The organism is Leptothrix mechoopdaensis (SeqCode) (genome assembly GCF_053893855.1).
The window spans coordinates 4,068,550-4,084,082 of record NZ_CM132699.1 but is presented as its reverse complement, the minus strand read 5'-3'; the positions used below and the strand labels follow the sequence as shown (position 1 = coordinate 4,084,082).

The 15,533-nt window shown below is 70.4% G+C and carries 12 protein-coding genes; 4 read left to right on the top strand and 8 right to left on the bottom strand.

Features of this window, described 5'->3' with window-relative positions; translation table 11 throughout:
- Positions 1-17 precede the first annotated feature (17 nt).
- Both ACWA7K_RS17680 and ACWA7K_RS17675 read right to left on the bottom strand, forming a co-directional pair.
- The gene (locus tag ACWA7K_RS17680) at positions 18-1,820 is read right to left on the bottom strand and encodes an acyl-CoA dehydrogenase C-terminal domain-containing protein (protein ID WP_456162750.1); all 1,803 of its coding nucleotides are present in this window, start codon (positions 1,818-1,820) and stop codon (positions 18-20) included.
- 101 nt (positions 1,821-1,921) lie between these two features.
- Positions 1,922-2,590 carry a TetR/AcrR family transcriptional regulator gene (locus tag ACWA7K_RS17675; protein WP_456162748.1) on the bottom strand — a complete coding sequence of 223 codons (669 nt, stop codon included), beginning with the start codon at positions 2,588-2,590 and terminating at the stop codon, positions 1,922-1,924.
- 194 nt (positions 2,591-2,784) lie between these two features.
- Here ACWA7K_RS17675 and ACWA7K_RS17670 point away from each other — a divergent pair, with 194 nt between their 5' ends.
- Entirely contained in the window at positions 2,785-3,342 is a 558-nt protein-coding gene (locus ACWA7K_RS17670; RefSeq protein ID WP_456162746.1) for an HNH endonuclease, read from the top strand.
- Between the two features lie 115 nt (positions 3,343-3,457).
- Positions 3,458-3,952: a glycine zipper 2TM domain-containing protein gene (locus tag ACWA7K_RS17665; protein ID WP_456162744.1), complete on the top strand. Its 495-nt coding sequence runs from the start codon at positions 3,458-3,460 to the stop codon at positions 3,950-3,952.
- Positions 3,953-4,091: 139 nt separating this feature from the next.
- On the opposite strand, the gene ACWA7K_RS17660 is transcribed toward ACWA7K_RS17665, so the two are convergent.
- The 3 genes from ACWA7K_RS17660 to ACWA7K_RS17650 form a co-directional block, all read right to left on the bottom strand.
- Complete coding sequence (locus ACWA7K_RS17660) at positions 4,092-4,334, bottom strand: hypothetical protein (RefSeq protein ID WP_130482274.1); 243 nt, start codon at positions 4,332-4,334, stop codon at positions 4,092-4,094.
- Positions 4,335-4,509: 175 nt separating this feature from the next.
- Positions 4,510-4,992 (bottom strand): cyanophycin metabolism-associated DUF1854 family protein, encoded by a 483-nt coding sequence (locus ACWA7K_RS17655; RefSeq protein ID WP_456162742.1) that lies wholly within the window; start codon positions 4,990-4,992, stop codon positions 4,510-4,512.
- Positions 4,993-4,995: 3 nt separating this feature from the next.
- A complete protein-coding gene (locus tag ACWA7K_RS17650) occupies positions 4,996-7,323 on the bottom strand; it encodes a cyanophycin metabolism-associated ABC transporter (protein WP_456162740.1) in 2,328 nt (775 codons plus the stop codon).
- A 160-nt stretch (positions 7,324-7,483) separates the two neighbouring features.
- Between ACWA7K_RS17650 and ACWA7K_RS17645 the strand changes: the two genes are divergently transcribed.
- Positions 7,484-9,649 (top strand): cyanophycin synthetase, encoded by a 2,166-nt coding sequence (locus tag ACWA7K_RS17645; RefSeq protein ID WP_456162738.1) that lies wholly within the window; start codon positions 7,484-7,486, stop codon positions 9,647-9,649.
- Between the two features lie 49 nt (positions 9,650-9,698).
- Positions 9,699-12,332: a cyanophycin synthetase gene (gene cphA, locus ACWA7K_RS17640; protein WP_456162736.1), complete on the top strand. Its 2,634-nt coding sequence runs from the start codon at positions 9,699-9,701 to the stop codon at positions 12,330-12,332.
- Here cphA and ACWA7K_RS17635 read toward each other — a convergent pair whose 3' ends face one another.
- From ACWA7K_RS17635 to ACWA7K_RS17625, 3 genes are all read right to left on the bottom strand, one after another.
- Positions 12,333-12,803 (bottom strand): CopD family protein, encoded by a 471-nt coding sequence (locus tag ACWA7K_RS17635; RefSeq protein WP_456162734.1) that lies wholly within the window; start codon positions 12,801-12,803, stop codon positions 12,333-12,335.
- A gap of 53 nt (positions 12,804-12,856) precedes the next feature.
- Positions 12,857-14,788 (bottom strand): methyl-accepting chemotaxis protein, encoded by a 1,932-nt coding sequence (locus ACWA7K_RS17630; RefSeq protein ID WP_456162732.1) that lies wholly within the window; start codon positions 14,786-14,788, stop codon positions 12,857-12,859.
- 157 nt (positions 14,789-14,945) lie between these two features.
- Positions 14,946-15,491: a TlpA family protein disulfide reductase gene (locus ACWA7K_RS17625; RefSeq protein WP_456162731.1), complete on the bottom strand. Its 546-nt coding sequence runs from the start codon at positions 15,489-15,491 to the stop codon at positions 14,946-14,948.
- Positions 15,492-15,533: the final 42 nt, after the last annotated feature.

Here is a 15,533-nt window from a genome sequence, read left to right as displayed (position 1 = left end):
CCTCGATCGGCAGGGGTTCAGAACAGCGACTCGTCCATCGCCATCAGCGGGCTCAGGCCGCTGCGGGCGGTGCGGATCAGGCCGGCCGTCTCGGGCAGCAGCTTGGCGAAATAGAAGCGTGCGGTGTGCAGCTTGGCGGAGTAGAAGGTGTCGCCGGTCTTCTCGGCCTCGGCCTGCTTGTCCAGCGCGATCAGCGCCATGCGGGCCCAGAAGTAGGCGAACACGAGATGCCCGACCACACGCAGGTAGTCGACCGCGGCGGCGCCGACCTCGTCGGGGTTGCCGAAGGCCTTCATGCCCAGTTCGGTGGTCAGCTTGGTGACCTTGTCGCCCAGGTCGGCCAGCGGGTTGACGAACTCCTGCATGTCCTCGCGCACGCCGGCGTCCTCGACGAACTCGGTGATGCGGCGGCCGAAGGCCTTGAGCTTCTTGCCGTTGTCGGCCAGCACCTTGCGGCCCAGCAGGTCCAGCGACTGGATCGTGTTGGTGCCCTCGTAGATCATGTTGATGCGGGCATCGCGCACGTACTGCTCCATGCCCCATTCGCGGATGTAGCCGTGGCCGCCGAAGACCTGCATGCAGTGCGAGGTCGCGATCCAGCCGTTGTCGGTCAGGAAGGCCTTGACGATCGGGGTCAGCAGCGCGACCTCGTCGGCGCTGGCGCGGCGCACGTCCTCGTCGGGGTGGCTCAGCTCCTGATCCAGCAGCAGCGCGGTGTGCACGCACAGCGCGCGACCGGCCTCGGCATAGGCGCGCGCGGTCAGCAGCATCTTGCGCACGTCCGGGTGGACGATGATCGAGTCGGCCGGCTTGTCCGGGTTCTTCGGGCCCGACAGCGCGCGCATCTGGATGCGGTCCTTCGCATAGGCGACCGCGTTCTGGTAGGCCACTTCGGTCAGGCCCAGGCTCTGCATGCCCACGCCCAGACGGGCGGCGTTCATCATCACGAACATCGCCGCCAGGCCCTTGTGGGGCTCGCCGACCAGCGTGCCGACGGCGCCTTCGAGCACCATCTGCGCGGTCGCGTTGCTGTGGATGCCCATCTTGTGTTCGAGCCCGGCGCAATGGATCGTGTTGCGCGCGCCCAGGCTGCCGTCGGCATTGACCAGGAACTTGGGCACCACGAACAGCGAGATGCCCTTGCTGCCGGCCGGCGCATCGGGCAGGCGGGCCAGCACCAGGTGGACGATGTTCTCGGCCAGGTCGTGCTCGCCGGCCGAGATGAAGATCTTGGCGCCGGTGATCCGGTAGGTGCCGTCGGGCTGTGGCTCGGCGCGGGTGCGCAGCAGGCCCAGGTCGGTGCCGCAGTGCGGCTCGGTCAGGCACATGGTGCCGGTCCAGACGCCGCTGGTCAGCTTGGGCAGGTAGGTCGCCTTCTGCTCGGGTGTGCCGTGTGCATGCAGGCATTCATAGGCGCCATGCGACAGGCCGGGGTACATCGTCCAGGCCTGGTTGGCGCTGTTGAGCATCTCGTAGAAGCACTGGTTCACGACATGCGGCAGGCCTTGTCCACCGTAGGCCGGATCGCAGCTCAGCGAGGGCCAGCCGCCGTCGACGTACTGCTGGTAGGCGGCCTTGTAGCCGGCGGGGGTGCGGACCTCGTGCGTGTCGCGGTCGAGCGCGCAGCCTTCCTCGTCTCCGCTGCGGTTGAGCGGGAAGACGACCCCGGCGGCGAACTTGCCGCCTTCTTCCAGCACGGCGTTGACGGTGTCGACGTCGACCTCGGCATGGGCCGGCATCTGCTTGAACGATTCGGTCACCTGGACCAGCTCGTGCAGCACGAACTGCAGGTCGCGCAAGGGCGGGGTGTACTGGGGCATGGCGGGTCTCCTGGAAGGGGTGGCGTTTCGGTCGGTCGGGCTCTACGGCGCGACCGTGCCGGTTCGGGAAAGGGGGCGTCCGGATCGACCGGACACCGGGATCAGGTGCGCGGCCCGGTCGTCGCCAGATGGCGTGCGAGCAGGGCCTCGAAGCCGCGCCGGGCGCGTTCGATCGCGCCGGGCACGCGCAGGAAGCGGGCGTCGTGGTGCAGCGCCAGGATCAGGCCGTGCATCTCGAAGGCCATCTGCTGGGCGTCGGTGTCGGATCGCAGCTCGCCGATCTCGCGTGCCAGCTCGATCGCACGGTGCAGCGCCGTCTGCCAGGCGATCACCATGTCGGCCAGCGCATCGCGGACCGGGCCGGGACGGTCGTCGAACTCGACCGCACCGCTGATGTAGATGCAGCCGGAGTCGATTTCCACCGTGACGCGCTCGATCCAGCGGTCGAACAGCGCCCGCAGCCGCAACACGCCGCGCGGCTGGCGGATCGCGGGGTAGAAGACCTCGTCCTCGAAGCGGCGGTGGTACTCGCGGATCACCGAGATCTGCAGTTCCTCGCGCGAGCCGAAATGCGCGAACACGCCGGACTTGCTCATGCCCGTCACCTCGGCCAGCGTGCCGATCGACAGACCTTCCAGCCCCTTCTGCGACGACAGCAGCAAGGCGGCGTCGAGGATCGATGCGCGTGTCTGCAAGCCCTTCTGAAGCGAGCGGGTGCCCGACCGTGGCGCGGTGCGGGTGCTGGGGGCGGGCGGGTTGAGGGTGGTCACGGCGGCGTTAAATCGAACGATCGTGCTATTTTGTTCGAGATCCCGATTTCGGCAAGCCCCGGGCTTGTCCGGATGCCTAGAGTCTGACCTCTAGGCATGGCCACGACATCGGCAACCTTCAGGACGCAGGGCCGTCGGGCGCTGTCTTGAAGCCGTCGCTTTGCATGATCTATGCTTGGGTTGAGGAAACTGCCATGGACGTGCTGCAACTCGATGTATCGGGTCGCCCTCAGGCTTGGATCTCGCCGAAGGAAGCGGCCACTCTCTACGCCAGCGACGCGGTCGCCTGGACGATCGGAGAGCCGTGTCTCGTGCTTCGGGGCGGCATCCAGCGCAGCAGCGGCCTGCAGTCGCGCATCGAGCTGCACCCGATCATCGCCGTGCGCGGCGCGGTGCCCAGCCGGGCCTGGCGCCAGGCGCCTGCGCTGTCCAACCCGAAGCTGTTCGTGCGCGACAAGATGGTCTGCGCCTACTGCGGCGGCACCTTCCATCCCGAGGACCTGACACGCGAGCACATCGTGCCGACCTCGCGCGGCGGGGTCGACAGCTGGATGAACTGCATCACCGCCTGCCGGTCCTGCAATGGCCGCAAGGGCAGCCGGCTGGTCCACGAGGCGCGCATGGAACTGCTCTACCTGCCCTACGTGCCGAGCCTGCACGAGGACATGATCCTGCGCGGTCGGCGCATCCTGGCCGACCAGATGGAGTTCCTGCTCGCCAGCGTGCCCAGCCACAGCCGGCTGCATGGCTGAGGCGTCGTCCGGTTGCGGATGTCATGACGGCGCATCGACCGGGCACGGCCCCGGTCAACCCGGGTCGATGGGTGCCGCGTTAGCATGGTCTGCAACCCGGATCAACCCACACACCATGACCCTCCCGTCCCTGAACTTCCGCCCGCTGGCGCTGGCGTTCGCCGCGACCGCCACGCTGGCCCTGTCGGCCTGCAGCACCACCAGCCCGGACGTGATCCAGCCGCGTGATGCGCAGCGCCTTTCCAACGTGCAGGACGCGGTCGTGCTGAACGTGCGTCCGGTCGTCGTCGAAGGTCAGCAGAGCGGCACCGGCGCGGTGGCCGGCGGCGTCGTCGGCGGCATCGCCGGCGGCAATGTCGGCGGACGGCGCGAGAGCGCGGCCGTGGCCATCATCGGCGCGGCGGCCGGCGCGGTGATCGGCAACACCGTCGAGCGCTTCGGCACGCGCGAGGACGCGATCGAGATCCTGATCCAGCTGACCAACGGCGACCGCCGGGCCATCGTCCAGGCCAAGGGCACCGAGAACATCCAGGCGGGCGACGCGGTGATCCTGATCAACACGGGCGGCAAGACCCGCGTGATCAAGGCTCCGCCGGTGCAGGGCCGCTGAACGTGGTCATGCCGGACGCGGAAACGATTTCGCGCCCATGACAAAGCCGCCTGTCGGCACCGCATCGCGCGATGTCGGCCAGGCGGCCTGTGGATCGAGCCTCCGATGCCGCGACTGGCGCGTCACCGGAGGGGGTGGATCAGGGCTTGCTGCTGCGCAGCTGTTCCTCGAGCTCGTTGCAGGTCGGGGCACAGACCAGCTGGGACTTGCCCAGCAGCTTGCGGGTCTTCAGCTGCGAACGTGCGCGGTGCTTGCCGCACAGGAAACACGACATCGTGGCGGCCGAATGGGTGCCGGCCGAGCCGAACGGCGAACCGGGCGTCTTGCTCAGGTAACGCAGGCCATCGGAGTCGATGGCGGTCTTGACAGTGTCTTTGCTCATGGATGTCTTCGGTCGCGGGTGAAGGAATCGCGGCGTGAAACTTCGGCCACGCGAGACTGTGGCCAGTCGACACAATAGACGAAGTTTCCGCTCACTGCTCGTGAAAGGTTGATACGCGACGGCGCACGGGGCGGCGGCGTGGCTTCTGGTTGACGCAAAGGGGGGTGACGGCCCTTCAGAGGAATCGCTCCAGCAGGCGGCGCGACGGCCGATCCAGGCCGAAGCGGTCGGGGATGCGGAAGGCGATGCCGTGGGCGCTGGCGATCAGCAGGGCGCCATTGCTCAGTCGGCGGATGTCCTCCTCGGCCTTGAGCACGAAAGTGGTGGCGCCGCGGTCGGTTTCAACCGTCCAGGTGCTCGGCGTCGAGAAGGTCGAGACGCCGACCAGCCGCTCGATCACCGGCACGAACTCGCGCGTGGCGAGCTCCTCGGTGATCAGCGTGCGCGCCGGCTCGGGCACGGCGTCCAGGCGGTCGATCCAGACCAGCTCGTGGCCGTCCGGGCTCACCAGCGACAGCCCGTCGTCCGGCGCGCCCAGCGGAAAGGCCCGCACCGGCACCACGCCGACATGCGCGATGCCGTCGGCGCCGGTCCACACCAGCCGGCCCATCGGGTTGCGCGACAGCGCCCAGGCGGTGACTTCGTTCGGTTGGTCCATCGTTCAGTCCCGTCCGGCCGACGTGGCCACGGCGTTGTCGTCGGCGTCGTCCTCGGCCAGCTGCTCGGTGCGGCGGGCCTGCGCCTCGTAGAGGCGCCAGTAGGCCCCTTGCCGGGCCATCAGCTCGTCGTGCGGGCCGACCTCGACGATCTGGCCGCGGTCCATCACGACCAGCCGATCGGCCTTGCGCAGCGTCGACAGGCGGTGCGCGATGGCGATGGTGGTGCGACCCAGCACGAGGTTGTCCAGCGCCTTCTGGATCTCCTTCTCGGTCTCGGTGTCGACCGCCGAGGTGGCCTCGTCGAGGATCAGGATCTTCGGGTCGATCAGCAGCGCGCGGGCGATCGAGATGCGCTGGCGCTCGCCGCCGGACAGCCCCTGGCCGCGCTCGCCGACCAGCGAGTCGTAGCCGTGCGGCAGACGCAGGATGAACTCGTGCGCATGGGCCGCGCGGGCGGCGGCGACGATCTCGGCGCGGGTCGCGTCGGGCCGGCCGTAGGCGATGTTCTCGGCGATCGTGCCGAAGAACAGGAAGGGCTCCTGCAGCACCAGGCCGATGTGGCGGCGGTAGTCGGCGACGCGGTAGCGCCGCAGGTCGTGGCCGTCGACCCGGATGGCGCCTTCGGTGACGTCGTAGAAGCGGCAGATCAGGTTGACCAGCGTGCTCTTGCCCGAGCCGCTGTGGCCGACCAGGCCGATCATCTCGCCGGGCCGGATGTCCAGGTCCAGCCCGCGGATCACCGCCCGGTTGCCATAGCGGAAGCCGACGTTGCGCAGCTCGATGCGGCCCTCGGGCTGCTCGTAGGGCTGCGGCTGGGCCGGGTCCGGCACGTTCGAGACGTGGTCGAGGATGTCGAAGATGCGCTTGGCGCCGGCCGCCGCCTTCTGCGTCACCGAGACGATCCGGCTCATCGAGTCGAGCCGGCCGTAGAAGCGGCCGATGTAGGCCAGGAAGGCGGTCAGCACGCCGACCGTGATCTCGCTGCCGGCGACCAGCCAGATGCCGAAGCCCCAGACCACCAGCAGGCCGATCTCGGTCATCAGCGACACCGTCGGCGAGAACAGGCTCCAGGTCCGGTTGAGCTTGTCGTTGACGGCCAGGTTGTAGGCGTTGGCGTCGCGGAAGCGCTGCGCCTCGCGGCCTTCCTGGGCAAAGGCCTTGACGACGCGGATGCCGGGAATGGTGTCGGCCAGCACGCTGGTGACCTCGGACCAGACCCGGTCGATCTTCTCGAAGCCGGTGCGCAGCCGGTCGCGCACGACGTGGATCAGCCAGCCGATGAAGGGCAGCGGCAGCAGCGTGACCAGCGCCAGCAGCGGGTTGATCGAGAACAGGATCGCGGCGGTCATCGCGATCATCAGCACGTCGGTGGCGAAGTCCAGCGCGTGCAGCGACAGGAAGACGTTGATGCGGTCGGTCTCGCTGCCGATGCGCGACATCAGGTCGCCGGTGCGCTTGCCGCCGAAGTAGTCGAGCGACAGCCGCAGCAGGTGCTCGAACGTGGTGGTGCGCAGGTCCGCGCCGATGCGTTCGGAGACCAGCGCCAGCAGGTAGGTGCGGGCCCAGCCCAGGCCCCAGGCCGCGAGCGCGGCGGCCAGCAGGCCGCCGAGGTACATCGCGACCACGCCGATCTCGATGTGCTGGCCGTTCTGGTACGGGATCAGCACCTCGTCCATCAGCGGCATCGTCAGGTAGGGCGGCACCAGCGTGGCGGCGGTCGACGCCAGCGTCAGCAGGAAGCCCACCAGCAGCTGGCCCTGGTAGGGCTTGGCGAATCGCGCCAGGCGCAGCAGCACCCAGGTCGACGGCGGTGTCTGCAGCTCGCGTTCGCAGACCGGGCAGGACTCGCTGTCCTCGGGCAGCGGCGCGGCGCAGGTCGGGCAGGTGCCGACTTCCTCGCGCACCAGGCGGGACTGCAGCGGCGCGCCCTCGTCGCCGCGTGCCAGCTCGGCCTGGCGGCGCTCGAACTGGTCCAGCAGCCGGGCGGCCTGGGCGTGCAGGCCGAGCGTGAAGCGCCAGCTCGCCAGCACCTGCCGGCCGTCGTGCAGCTCCAGCAGGCCGACGCCGCCGTGGTCGCTCAGGCGCAGCGCGAGGCCATCCTGCAGCGGCCAGGACTGCCAGTCGGCCCCGGCCCCGACCCGTGCGTGCAGCGCACGGCTGCCCAGCACGAGCTGGCCGGCGGTGAAGTGCATCCGGGCGTCGAGGTCAACCTGCAGCGTCGCCAGGGCGTTCTCGTCTGCAGGCAGCGGGGCTGCCGGGCCGAGGTCCGGGGCGCTCGCCGCAGGTCGCGACGACGACGATTCAGACGAGACGGTGTGGGAAGGATGCATGGTGGGAGGAAGTGAACCCTCGATTTTCGCCGAAGCCGTGACAACGGCCCAGCCGGCCGTCTCGCCGACCTCCGCCCGGGTGTCGTCCCGGGTGTCAGGTCTGTCGATGTCGAGCGACGCACAATCCCTTCCCGTCCGGTTGAACGAGTCCCCCCAGCCCATGAGCCTCAAAGAAGACATCAAGCTGCTGCGCATCAACTACCTGCGCGGCCCCAACGTCTGGACCTACCGCCCGGTGCTGGAGGTCTGGCTCGATCTGGGCGAGCTGGAGGACCACCCGTCCAACAAGCTGCCCGGCTTCAACCAGCGCCTGACGACGATGCTGCCGGCGCTGGTCGAGCACCACTGCGGTGTCGGCGAGCGCGGCGGCTTCCTGCAGCGGCTGGAGGAAGGCACCTGGGCCGGACACGTGCTGGAGCACGTCGTCATCGAGCTGCTGAACCTCGCGGGCATGCCCACCGGCTTCGGCCAGACCCGCAGCACGTCGCGCCACGGCGTCTACCGGATGGTGTTCCGGGCCCGTGACGAGCAGGTCGCCCGCACCGCGCTGGCCTGCGGTCACGCGCTGATCATGGCGGCCATCAACGACCTGTCGTTCGACGTGCCCAAGGCGGTCGAGCAGATCCGCGAGCGCATCGACGAGTGTTACCTCGGCCCCAGCACCGCCTGCATCGTCTCGGCGGCAACGGACCGGCAGATCCCGCACATCCGCCTGAACGACGGCAACCTGGTGCAGCTCGGCTACGGCCGCGCCCAGCGCCGCATCTGGACCGCCGAGACCGACAAGACCAGCGCCATCGCCGAGGGCATCGCCGGTGACAAGGACCTGACCAAGTCGCTGCTGAAGTCGGTCGGCGTGCCGGTGCCCGAGGGCGAGGTGGCGCGCGATCCGGCCCATGCCTGGGAGATCGCGCAGGACCTGGGCCTGCCGGTGGTGGTCAAGCCGACCGACGCGAACCACGGCCGTGGCGTCAGCCTGGAGCTGACCACGCAGGCCGAGGTCGAGGCGGCCTGGGGCATTGCCGATGCGGAAGGCAGCGAGGTCATCGTCGAGCGCTACATCCGTGGCGACGAGCACCGCCTGCTGGTGGTCGCCGGCCAGGTCGTGGCGGCGGCGCGCGGCGAGAGCCTGTGGGTCAACGGCGACGGCGTGTCGACCATCGCCCAGCTGATCGACAGCCAGCTCAACACCGACCCGCGCCGTGGCGAGGCCGAGGAATTCCCGCTCGAGACCATCAAGCTCGAACGCGAGCCCGTCATCCGCCTGCTGCTGGAGCGGCAGGGCCTGGACGGCAGTTCCGTCCCGGCCGCCGGCCGGCGCGTGCTGATCCAGCGCAACGGCAACGTCGCGATCGACTGCACCGATGCCGTGCATCCGGAAGTCGCCCATGCCGTCGGCCTGGCTGCCCGCGTGGTCGGCCTGGACATCGCCGGCATCGACCTGGTGGCCGAGGACATCTCGCGCCCGCTGGAAGCGCAGGGCGGCGCGATCGTCGAGGTCAACGCCGGTCCGGGCCTGCTGATGCACCTGAAGCCGGCGGTCGGCACGCCGCGTCCGGTCGGTCAGGCGATCGTCAACCACCTGTTCGACGAGGCCAGCAGCGGCCGCGTGCCGATCGTCGGCATCGCCGGCCGGCGCGACACCCACCGCATCGCGCGGCTGGTCGCCTGGCTCGCCCATCTGGCCGGCCGCCGCACCGGCCTGGCCTGCCGCGACGGCCTGTTCCTGGGCACCCGCGCGGTCGAGCGCAAGCCCAGTGCCCATTTCGATGCCGCGCTGCGCCTGCTGATGAACCGCGAGGTCGACGCGGTGGTGCTCGAGAACGGCCCCGAAAGCATCCTGCAGGACGGCCTGGCCTATGACCGCTGCCAGGTCGGCGTCGTCACCGACATGGACGGCGCCGACACGCTCGGCGCGCACGACATCGCCAGCCCCGACCAGATGCCGCGCGTGCTGCGCACGCAGATCGACGTGGTGCTGGCCGACGGCGTGGGCGTGCTCAACGCCGACCACGCCGAGGTCGCCGAACTGACCCGGCTCTGCGATGGCGAGGTGCTGCTCTACGCCAGCAGCCAGGACAACGCCGCGCTGGCGGTGCAGCGGTCCCAGGGCGGCCGCAGCGTCTTCGTGCGCGACGGCCGCGTCGTGCTGGCCAACGGCAGTGCCGATGCCTTCAGCCTGCCGCTGCAGAACGCGCGCCGCGCCCACCTCGGCCTCAGCGCCGAGGTGCTGCTCGCGGCGGTCGCCACCGCCTGGGCGATGGGCATCTCGCCCGAGCTGATCGCCGCCGGCATCGAGACCTTCGAGCCCGACGCGGTGCGCTGAGACGCCACCGCCGTTGCCGCTCAACCGATCCACGCACTCATCCGAAACGATGGAACTCACCCGCATCCGGGCCCTGCGCGGGCCCAACCTCTGGAGCCGCCACACCGCCGTCGAGACCATCGTGAGCTGTCCGCCCGATGAACGCGACATCAGCCGGCTGAGCGGTTTCGAGACGCGCCTGCGCGCGCTCTTCCCGGCACTGGGCGCCATGCCGGCCAGCAGCCAGACGGGACCGCGCTCGCTCGCCCACGTGCTCGAACAGGTCACGCTGACGCTGCAGACCGAGGCCGGTTGCCCGGTGACCTTCAGCCGCACCTCGGCCACGGTCGAGCCCGGCGTCTACCAGGTCGTCGTCGAGTACAGCGAGGAAGCGGTCGGCAAGCTGGCGCTGGAACTGGCCGAACAGCTGATCAACGCGGCGCTGTCGAGCGAGCCGGCGACCGCCGGCTTCGAGCTCGACGCCGCCGTGGCCCGCCTGCGCGAGATCGACGAGGACGTGCGCCTCGGCCCGAGCACCGGCTCGATCGTCAATGCCGCCGCCGCGCGTGGCATCCCGTGGCGTCGCCTGACCCAGGGCAGCCTGGTGCAGTTCGGCTGGGGTTCGGCGCAGCGCCGCATCTGGGCGGCCGAGGTCGACTCGACCAGCGCCGTGTCCGAATCGATCGCGCAGGACAAGGACCTGAGCAAGCGCCTGCTGGCCGCTGCCGGTGTGCCGGTGCCGATCGGCCGGCCGGTGTCCAGCCCGGACGAGGCCTGGGCGGTGGCCGAGGAGATCGGCCTGCCGGTCGTGCTCAAGCCGCAGGACGGCAACCAGGGCAAGGGCGTGACGGTCAACATCATGGACCGCGCCGGCGTGGACGCCGCCTATGCCGCCGCCGCCGAGATCGGCGAGGTGATGGTCGAGAAGTTCCTGCCCGGCAGCGACTACCGCATGCTGGTGGTCGGCAACCAGCTCGTCGCCGCCGCGCGGCGCGATCCGCCGCATGTCAACGGCGACGGCGTGCACACCGTGCGCGAGCTGGTCGACCAGGTCAACGCCGATCCGCGTCGCGGTGATGGCCATGCCACCTCGCTGACCAAGATCCGCTTCGACGAGATCGCGGTGGCCCGGCTGGCGCTTCAGGGCCTGACGCCCGAGAGCGTGCCGCCGAAGGGCCAGCGCGTGATCCTGCGCAACAACGCCAACCTCAGCACCGGCGGCACCGCCACCGACGTGACCGACGACGTCCACCCCGAGGTCGCCGCGCGTGCCGTGGCGGCCGCGCAGATGATCGGCCTGGACATCTGCGGCGTCGACGTGGTGTGCGAAGGCGTGCTGCGCCCGCTGGAGGAACAGAGCGGCGGCGTGGTCGAGGTCAACGCCGCGCCCGGCCTGCGCATGCACCTGTCGCCGTCCTACGGCAAGGGTCGCAACGTCGGCGAGGCGGTCATCAACCACCTGTTCGGCCCGGTCGGCCACGGCAGCGACGGCCGCATCCCGGTCATCGCCGTGACCGGCACCAACGGCAAGACCACGGTGACGCGCCTGACCGCGCACATCCTGGCCAGCAGCGGCCTGCGCACCGGCATGACCAACACCGATGGCGTCTACGTCAACGGTCGCCAGATCGACAGCGGCGATTGCTCCGGCCCCAAGAGCGCCCGCAACGTGCTGATGCACCCGGAGGTCGACGCGGCCGTCTTCGAGACCGCGCGCGGCGGCGTGCTGCGCGAGGGCCTGGGCTTCGACCGCTGTCAGGTCGCGGTCGTGACCAACCTCGGCGCGGGCGATCACCTGGGCCTGAACTACATCACCACGGTCGAGGACCTGGCGGTGCTCAAGCGCGTGATCGTCCAGAACGTGGCGCCGACCGGCTATGCCGTGCTGAACGCGGCCGACCCGATCACGGCTGCGATGGCTTCGGTCTGCCCGGGCCAGGTCATCTACTTCGCGGCCGATCGCCAGCATCCGGTGATGGCCACGCACCGTGCGCAGGGCAAGCGCTGCGTCTACATCGACGGCGACAGCCTCGTGGCCGCCGAAGGCGCGTGGCGCGAGCTGATCCCGCTGCGCGACATCCCGCTGACCCGCAACGGCACGATCGGCTTCCAGGTCGAGAACGCGATGGCCTCGGTCGCGGCGGCCTGGGGCATCGGACTGGACTGGGCGGCGATCCGCAGCGGCCTGGCCAGCTTCGTCAACGATGCCGACAACGCGCCCGGCCGCTTCAACGTGCTGGACCACCGCGGCGCCACGGTCATCGCCGACTACGGCCACAACCCCGACGCGATGCGCGCGCTGGTCGCCGCTGTCGAGGCGATGCCGGCGCGCCGCCGCTCGGTCGTCATCAGCGGTGCCGGCGACCGGCGCGACGAGGACATCCGCGAGCAGACCCAGATCCTGGGCGCGGCGTTCGACCAGGTCATCCTCTACCAGGATGCCTGCCAGCGCGGCCGCGAGGACGGCGAGGTGCTGCGCCTGTTGCGCGAGGGTCTGGTGGGCGCGCCGCGCACCGGCCAGGTCGACGAGATCTACGGCGAGTTCGTCGCCATCGACCATGCGCTGGACCGGCTCGAACCGGGCGACCTCTGCCTCGTGCTGGTCGACCAGGTCGAGGAGGCGCTGACCCACCTCAAGCAGCGCATCGCCGGCGGTGCGCCGGCACCGCTGCAGACGCCGCCATCGGCGCCCGCAGCGGCCTGATCAGCGCGCCGCCCAGGTCCGCCCGAGCAGCGCCACCGCGTAGACCCCCACGCCGAGCGCCAGGTTGACGCTCACCAGCGTGCGGATGCGCGCCAGCACCGCGCCGGCGGCCGGCCAGTCCGAACGGCCGATGGCGGCCCGCAGGCGCGGCATCGCCTGGTGCGCGACCAGCGCGTAGACCAGCGTCATCGCCAAGCCCAGCGCCAGCATCAGGTGGACATGGCGCAGCACCACGGCCATGCCGCCGGCCACCTCGATCATCGCGATCCCGGCGGCCCAGACCGCCACCAGCGCCACGGCCACGCCACGCAGGAAACGGCGCAGCGTGTCGGCCATCAACGGCAGGCGCTGGGGCGGCGCGAGCGTCGCGACGGCCGCCGGCCGGACGCACCAGAGCATCACCGCCATGCCGCCGACCCAGAAGGTGGCGGCCAGCAGGTGGACGAGCAGCAGGATCGGGTAGGTCCACATGGCAGAAAGCCCCGCGCGGGCGGGGCGTCTCGAAAGGGACCGGGATTGTCGGCTCAGGCGTGCGCGGCCGTGCGGAAGCGGGAGACCACCTGGGTCAGCCGGTGAGCCTGCTGGTTCAGGCTCTCGGCGGCGGCGGCCGTTTCCTCGACCAGCGCGGCGTTCTGCTGCGTGGCCTGGTCGAGCTGGCCCAGCGCGACGTTGATCTGGTCGGCGCCTTCCTGCTGCTGGCTGCTGGCGGCGTTGATCTCGGCCATCAGCGTGTTGACCTGGCGGACCTGGTCGACCACGTCGCCGATGGTCTGGCCGGCGGCATTGACCCGTTCGTGCCCGGCCTCGACCTTCTCGACGCTGTCCTGGATCAGCGACTTGATCTCGCGGGCGGCCTGCGCCGATCGCTGTGCCAGCGTGCGGACCTCGGCCGCGACCACCGCGAAGCCGCGACCCTGTTCGCCGGCACGGGCGGCTTCCACCGCCGCGTTGAGCGCCAGGATGTTGGTCTGGAACGAGATGCCGTCGATGACGCCGATGATGTCGGCGATCTTCTTGCTCGACCCCTGGATGCCGTTCATCGTCTCGACCACCTGGTGGACCGATTCGCCGCCGCTGGCCGCGACGTCCGAGGCCCGGGCGGCCAGCGCATTGGCCTGGCGGGCGCTTTCGGCATTGGCACGCACGGTGTGATTCATCTGCTGCATCGACGCGGCGGTCTCCTGCAGGCTGGCGGCCTGGCTCTCGGTGCGGGCCGACAGGTCGGCATTGCCTTGTGCGATCTGCGACGACGCCGTGGCGATGGCGTCGGTGCCGGCGCGGACCTCGCCGACCATGCGCGACAGGTTCACCGTCATGTGGTCGATGGCGTGCAGCAGCGCGCCGATCTCGTCGTCGCTGCGGGCCTGCACGCGCTGGCTCAGGTCGCCGTCGGCGACGGCTTCGGCCACGCGCACCGCCTGCTGCATCGACTGGCGGATGCTGCGCGAGATGGCGATCGACAGCAGCACCGTCGTCAGCACGCCCAGAAGGCCCAGCAGCCCCAGGCCGATCAGCCCGCGGCGGGTCGCGTCGGCGCGGTCCTGCAGCAGCTGACGCAGCTCGGGCATCGAGGCGTCGATCAGCGCGAACTGGGCATCGACGGCCTGGGTGGTGATCTTGAAATAGTCTTCCGGCGAGGTCTGGAATCCCTCGAAGTCGGTCGTCATCGCGGTCACCAGCCGCTCGACCTCGGCGAGCTGTTCGCCCGCCGCCTGGCGGGTGTCTTTCAGGGCCTGGACCAGCGCCGGGTTGGCGGCGGCGGCGGTGTCCAGGTGCCGGTTGGCCGAGCGGCTGTGCGAGCGCGCCAGCGCGATCAGGCCCAGCATCTCGGCCCGCAGGGCGGGTGTCATCGTGCGCTGGGTCAGCGCGCTGGTGCCGCGGGCACGCAGCTGGCCGACCACCTCGGTGACCGGCGGCATGTCGTTGAGCATCGCGATCAGCACGTGGTAGCTGTCGGCGTTCGGATCCAGGCTCAGCCCGGCGTTGTCGACCACCGTGGCCAGCAGGTCCAGCTGTTCGGCGATCAGCGCGGTATGGCGCTTGAAGCTGGTGGGCGCATCGATGCGTCCCTGTGCCACGTCCTGCGGCAACGATTGCCAGTCCTGGGTGACACGTGCCAGGGCCTCGGTCAGGCGCGCCTGCGGGCGATCGGCGGTCAGCGTCCCCACGGACTGCAAGGCCTCGCCGACCCGCGGTTCGATCTCGCTGCGCTTGACCTTCATCGCCTCGTTGCCGGCCAGTGCGCCGGCCGAGGTGCCGCGGTGCTGCTGCGTCAGCCGCATCAGCTGGAGCACGCCGCCGGCGGGCGCCAGACCGGCGGCCTCGGCCCGCGCGGTGTTCAGGTCGTCGAGGCGGTCATGGAACAGCGCCAGCATCGGCGGTGTCGCCAGGGCGACCGTCAGGCTGCCCAGCACCAGGAGCTTCTTCGACAGGGAGATTCGTTCGAGCGAGAACATGTCCGGACTCCAGCGTGTCCCGTCGCCCACACGGCAGGCGATCCGGTTCGTCACGTCTTGGGCCGATCTTGGTCCGGCAGCGAACTCGGGGTTATCCCGAAAAGGCCCGGTTCACGCGTTCATTTCCGGATCCGCAGCGGGCGGTCGCGCGACCCGCTCAGGTCGACGGCGATTCGTCCAGCAGCGCGTCGATGCGGCGCGCCAGCGCGTCGAAGTCCGGTGCGCCGGCATGCCGCCAGACGATCCGGCCGGCCCGGTCGACCAGCACGCTGGTGGGTGTGCCGGCCACACCGCCGAAGGCGCGGGCGATGGCGCCGGTGTTGTCCAGCGTCACCTCGAAGGGCAGCGGCCGGACCGCCAGGTAGTTCACCACTGCCGCCGGCGGGTCGTAGGCCATCGCCACCGACAGCGTCCGGTAGCCGCGCGGCGCCAGGCGCTGGTGCAGGGCGACCAGCTCGGGCATCTCGCGCCGGCAGATCGAGCAGGTCGTGGCCCAGAAGTTGACCAGCACGACCTGCCCGCGCAGGTCGGCCAGCCGGGCCGGGCGGCCGTCCATGCGGACGTAGCCGACGTCCGGCGCCGGCACCGGGCGGGTCTGCCAGCGCGCCAGCAGGGCCAGCCCGCCGGCCGCTGCGGCGGTGCCGCCCAGGCCACCGATCAGCAGTCGGCGGCGTGACGTTCGGGCGGGGCGGTCGGCATTCATGGCCGCGAAGTCTAGGCGAGCCGATGCCATCGCTTAGCATTG

Coding starts and splice junctions, on each gene's coding strand:
- ACWA7K_RS17660 (WP_130482274.1), bottom strand. CDS start 4,334: ATGAGCAAAGACACTGTCAAGACCGCCATCGACTCCGATGGCCTGCGT.
- ACWA7K_RS17630 (WP_456162732.1), bottom strand. CDS start 14,788: ATGTTCTCGCTCGAACGAATCTCCCTGTCGAAGAAGCTCCTGGTGCTG.
- ACWA7K_RS17670 (WP_456162746.1), top strand. CDS start 2,785: ATGGACGTGCTGCAACTCGATGTATCGGGTCGCCCTCAGGCTTGGATC.
- cphA (WP_456162736.1), top strand. CDS start 9,699: ATGGAACTCACCCGCATCCGGGCCCTGCGCGGGCCCAACCTCTGGAGC.
- ACWA7K_RS17665 (WP_456162744.1), top strand. CDS start 3,458: ATGACCCTCCCGTCCCTGAACTTCCGCCCGCTGGCGCTGGCGTTCGCC.
- ACWA7K_RS17625 (WP_456162731.1), bottom strand. CDS start 15,491: ATGAATGCCGACCGCCCCGCCCGAACGTCACGCCGCCGACTGCTGATC.
- ACWA7K_RS17650 (WP_456162740.1), bottom strand. CDS start 7,323: ATGCATCCTTCCCACACCGTCTCGTCTGAATCGTCGTCGTCGCGACCT.
- ACWA7K_RS17655 (WP_456162742.1), bottom strand. CDS start 4,992: ATGGACCAACCGAACGAAGTCACCGCCTGGGCGCTGTCGCGCAACCCG.
- ACWA7K_RS17645 (WP_456162738.1), top strand. CDS start 7,484: ATGAGCCTCAAAGAAGACATCAAGCTGCTGCGCATCAACTACCTGCGC.
- ACWA7K_RS17680 (WP_456162750.1), bottom strand. CDS start 1,820: ATGCCCCAGTACACCCCGCCCTTGCGCGACCTGCAGTTCGTGCTGCAC.
- ACWA7K_RS17635 (WP_456162734.1), bottom strand. CDS start 12,803: ATGTGGACCTACCCGATCCTGCTGCTCGTCCACCTGCTGGCCGCCACC.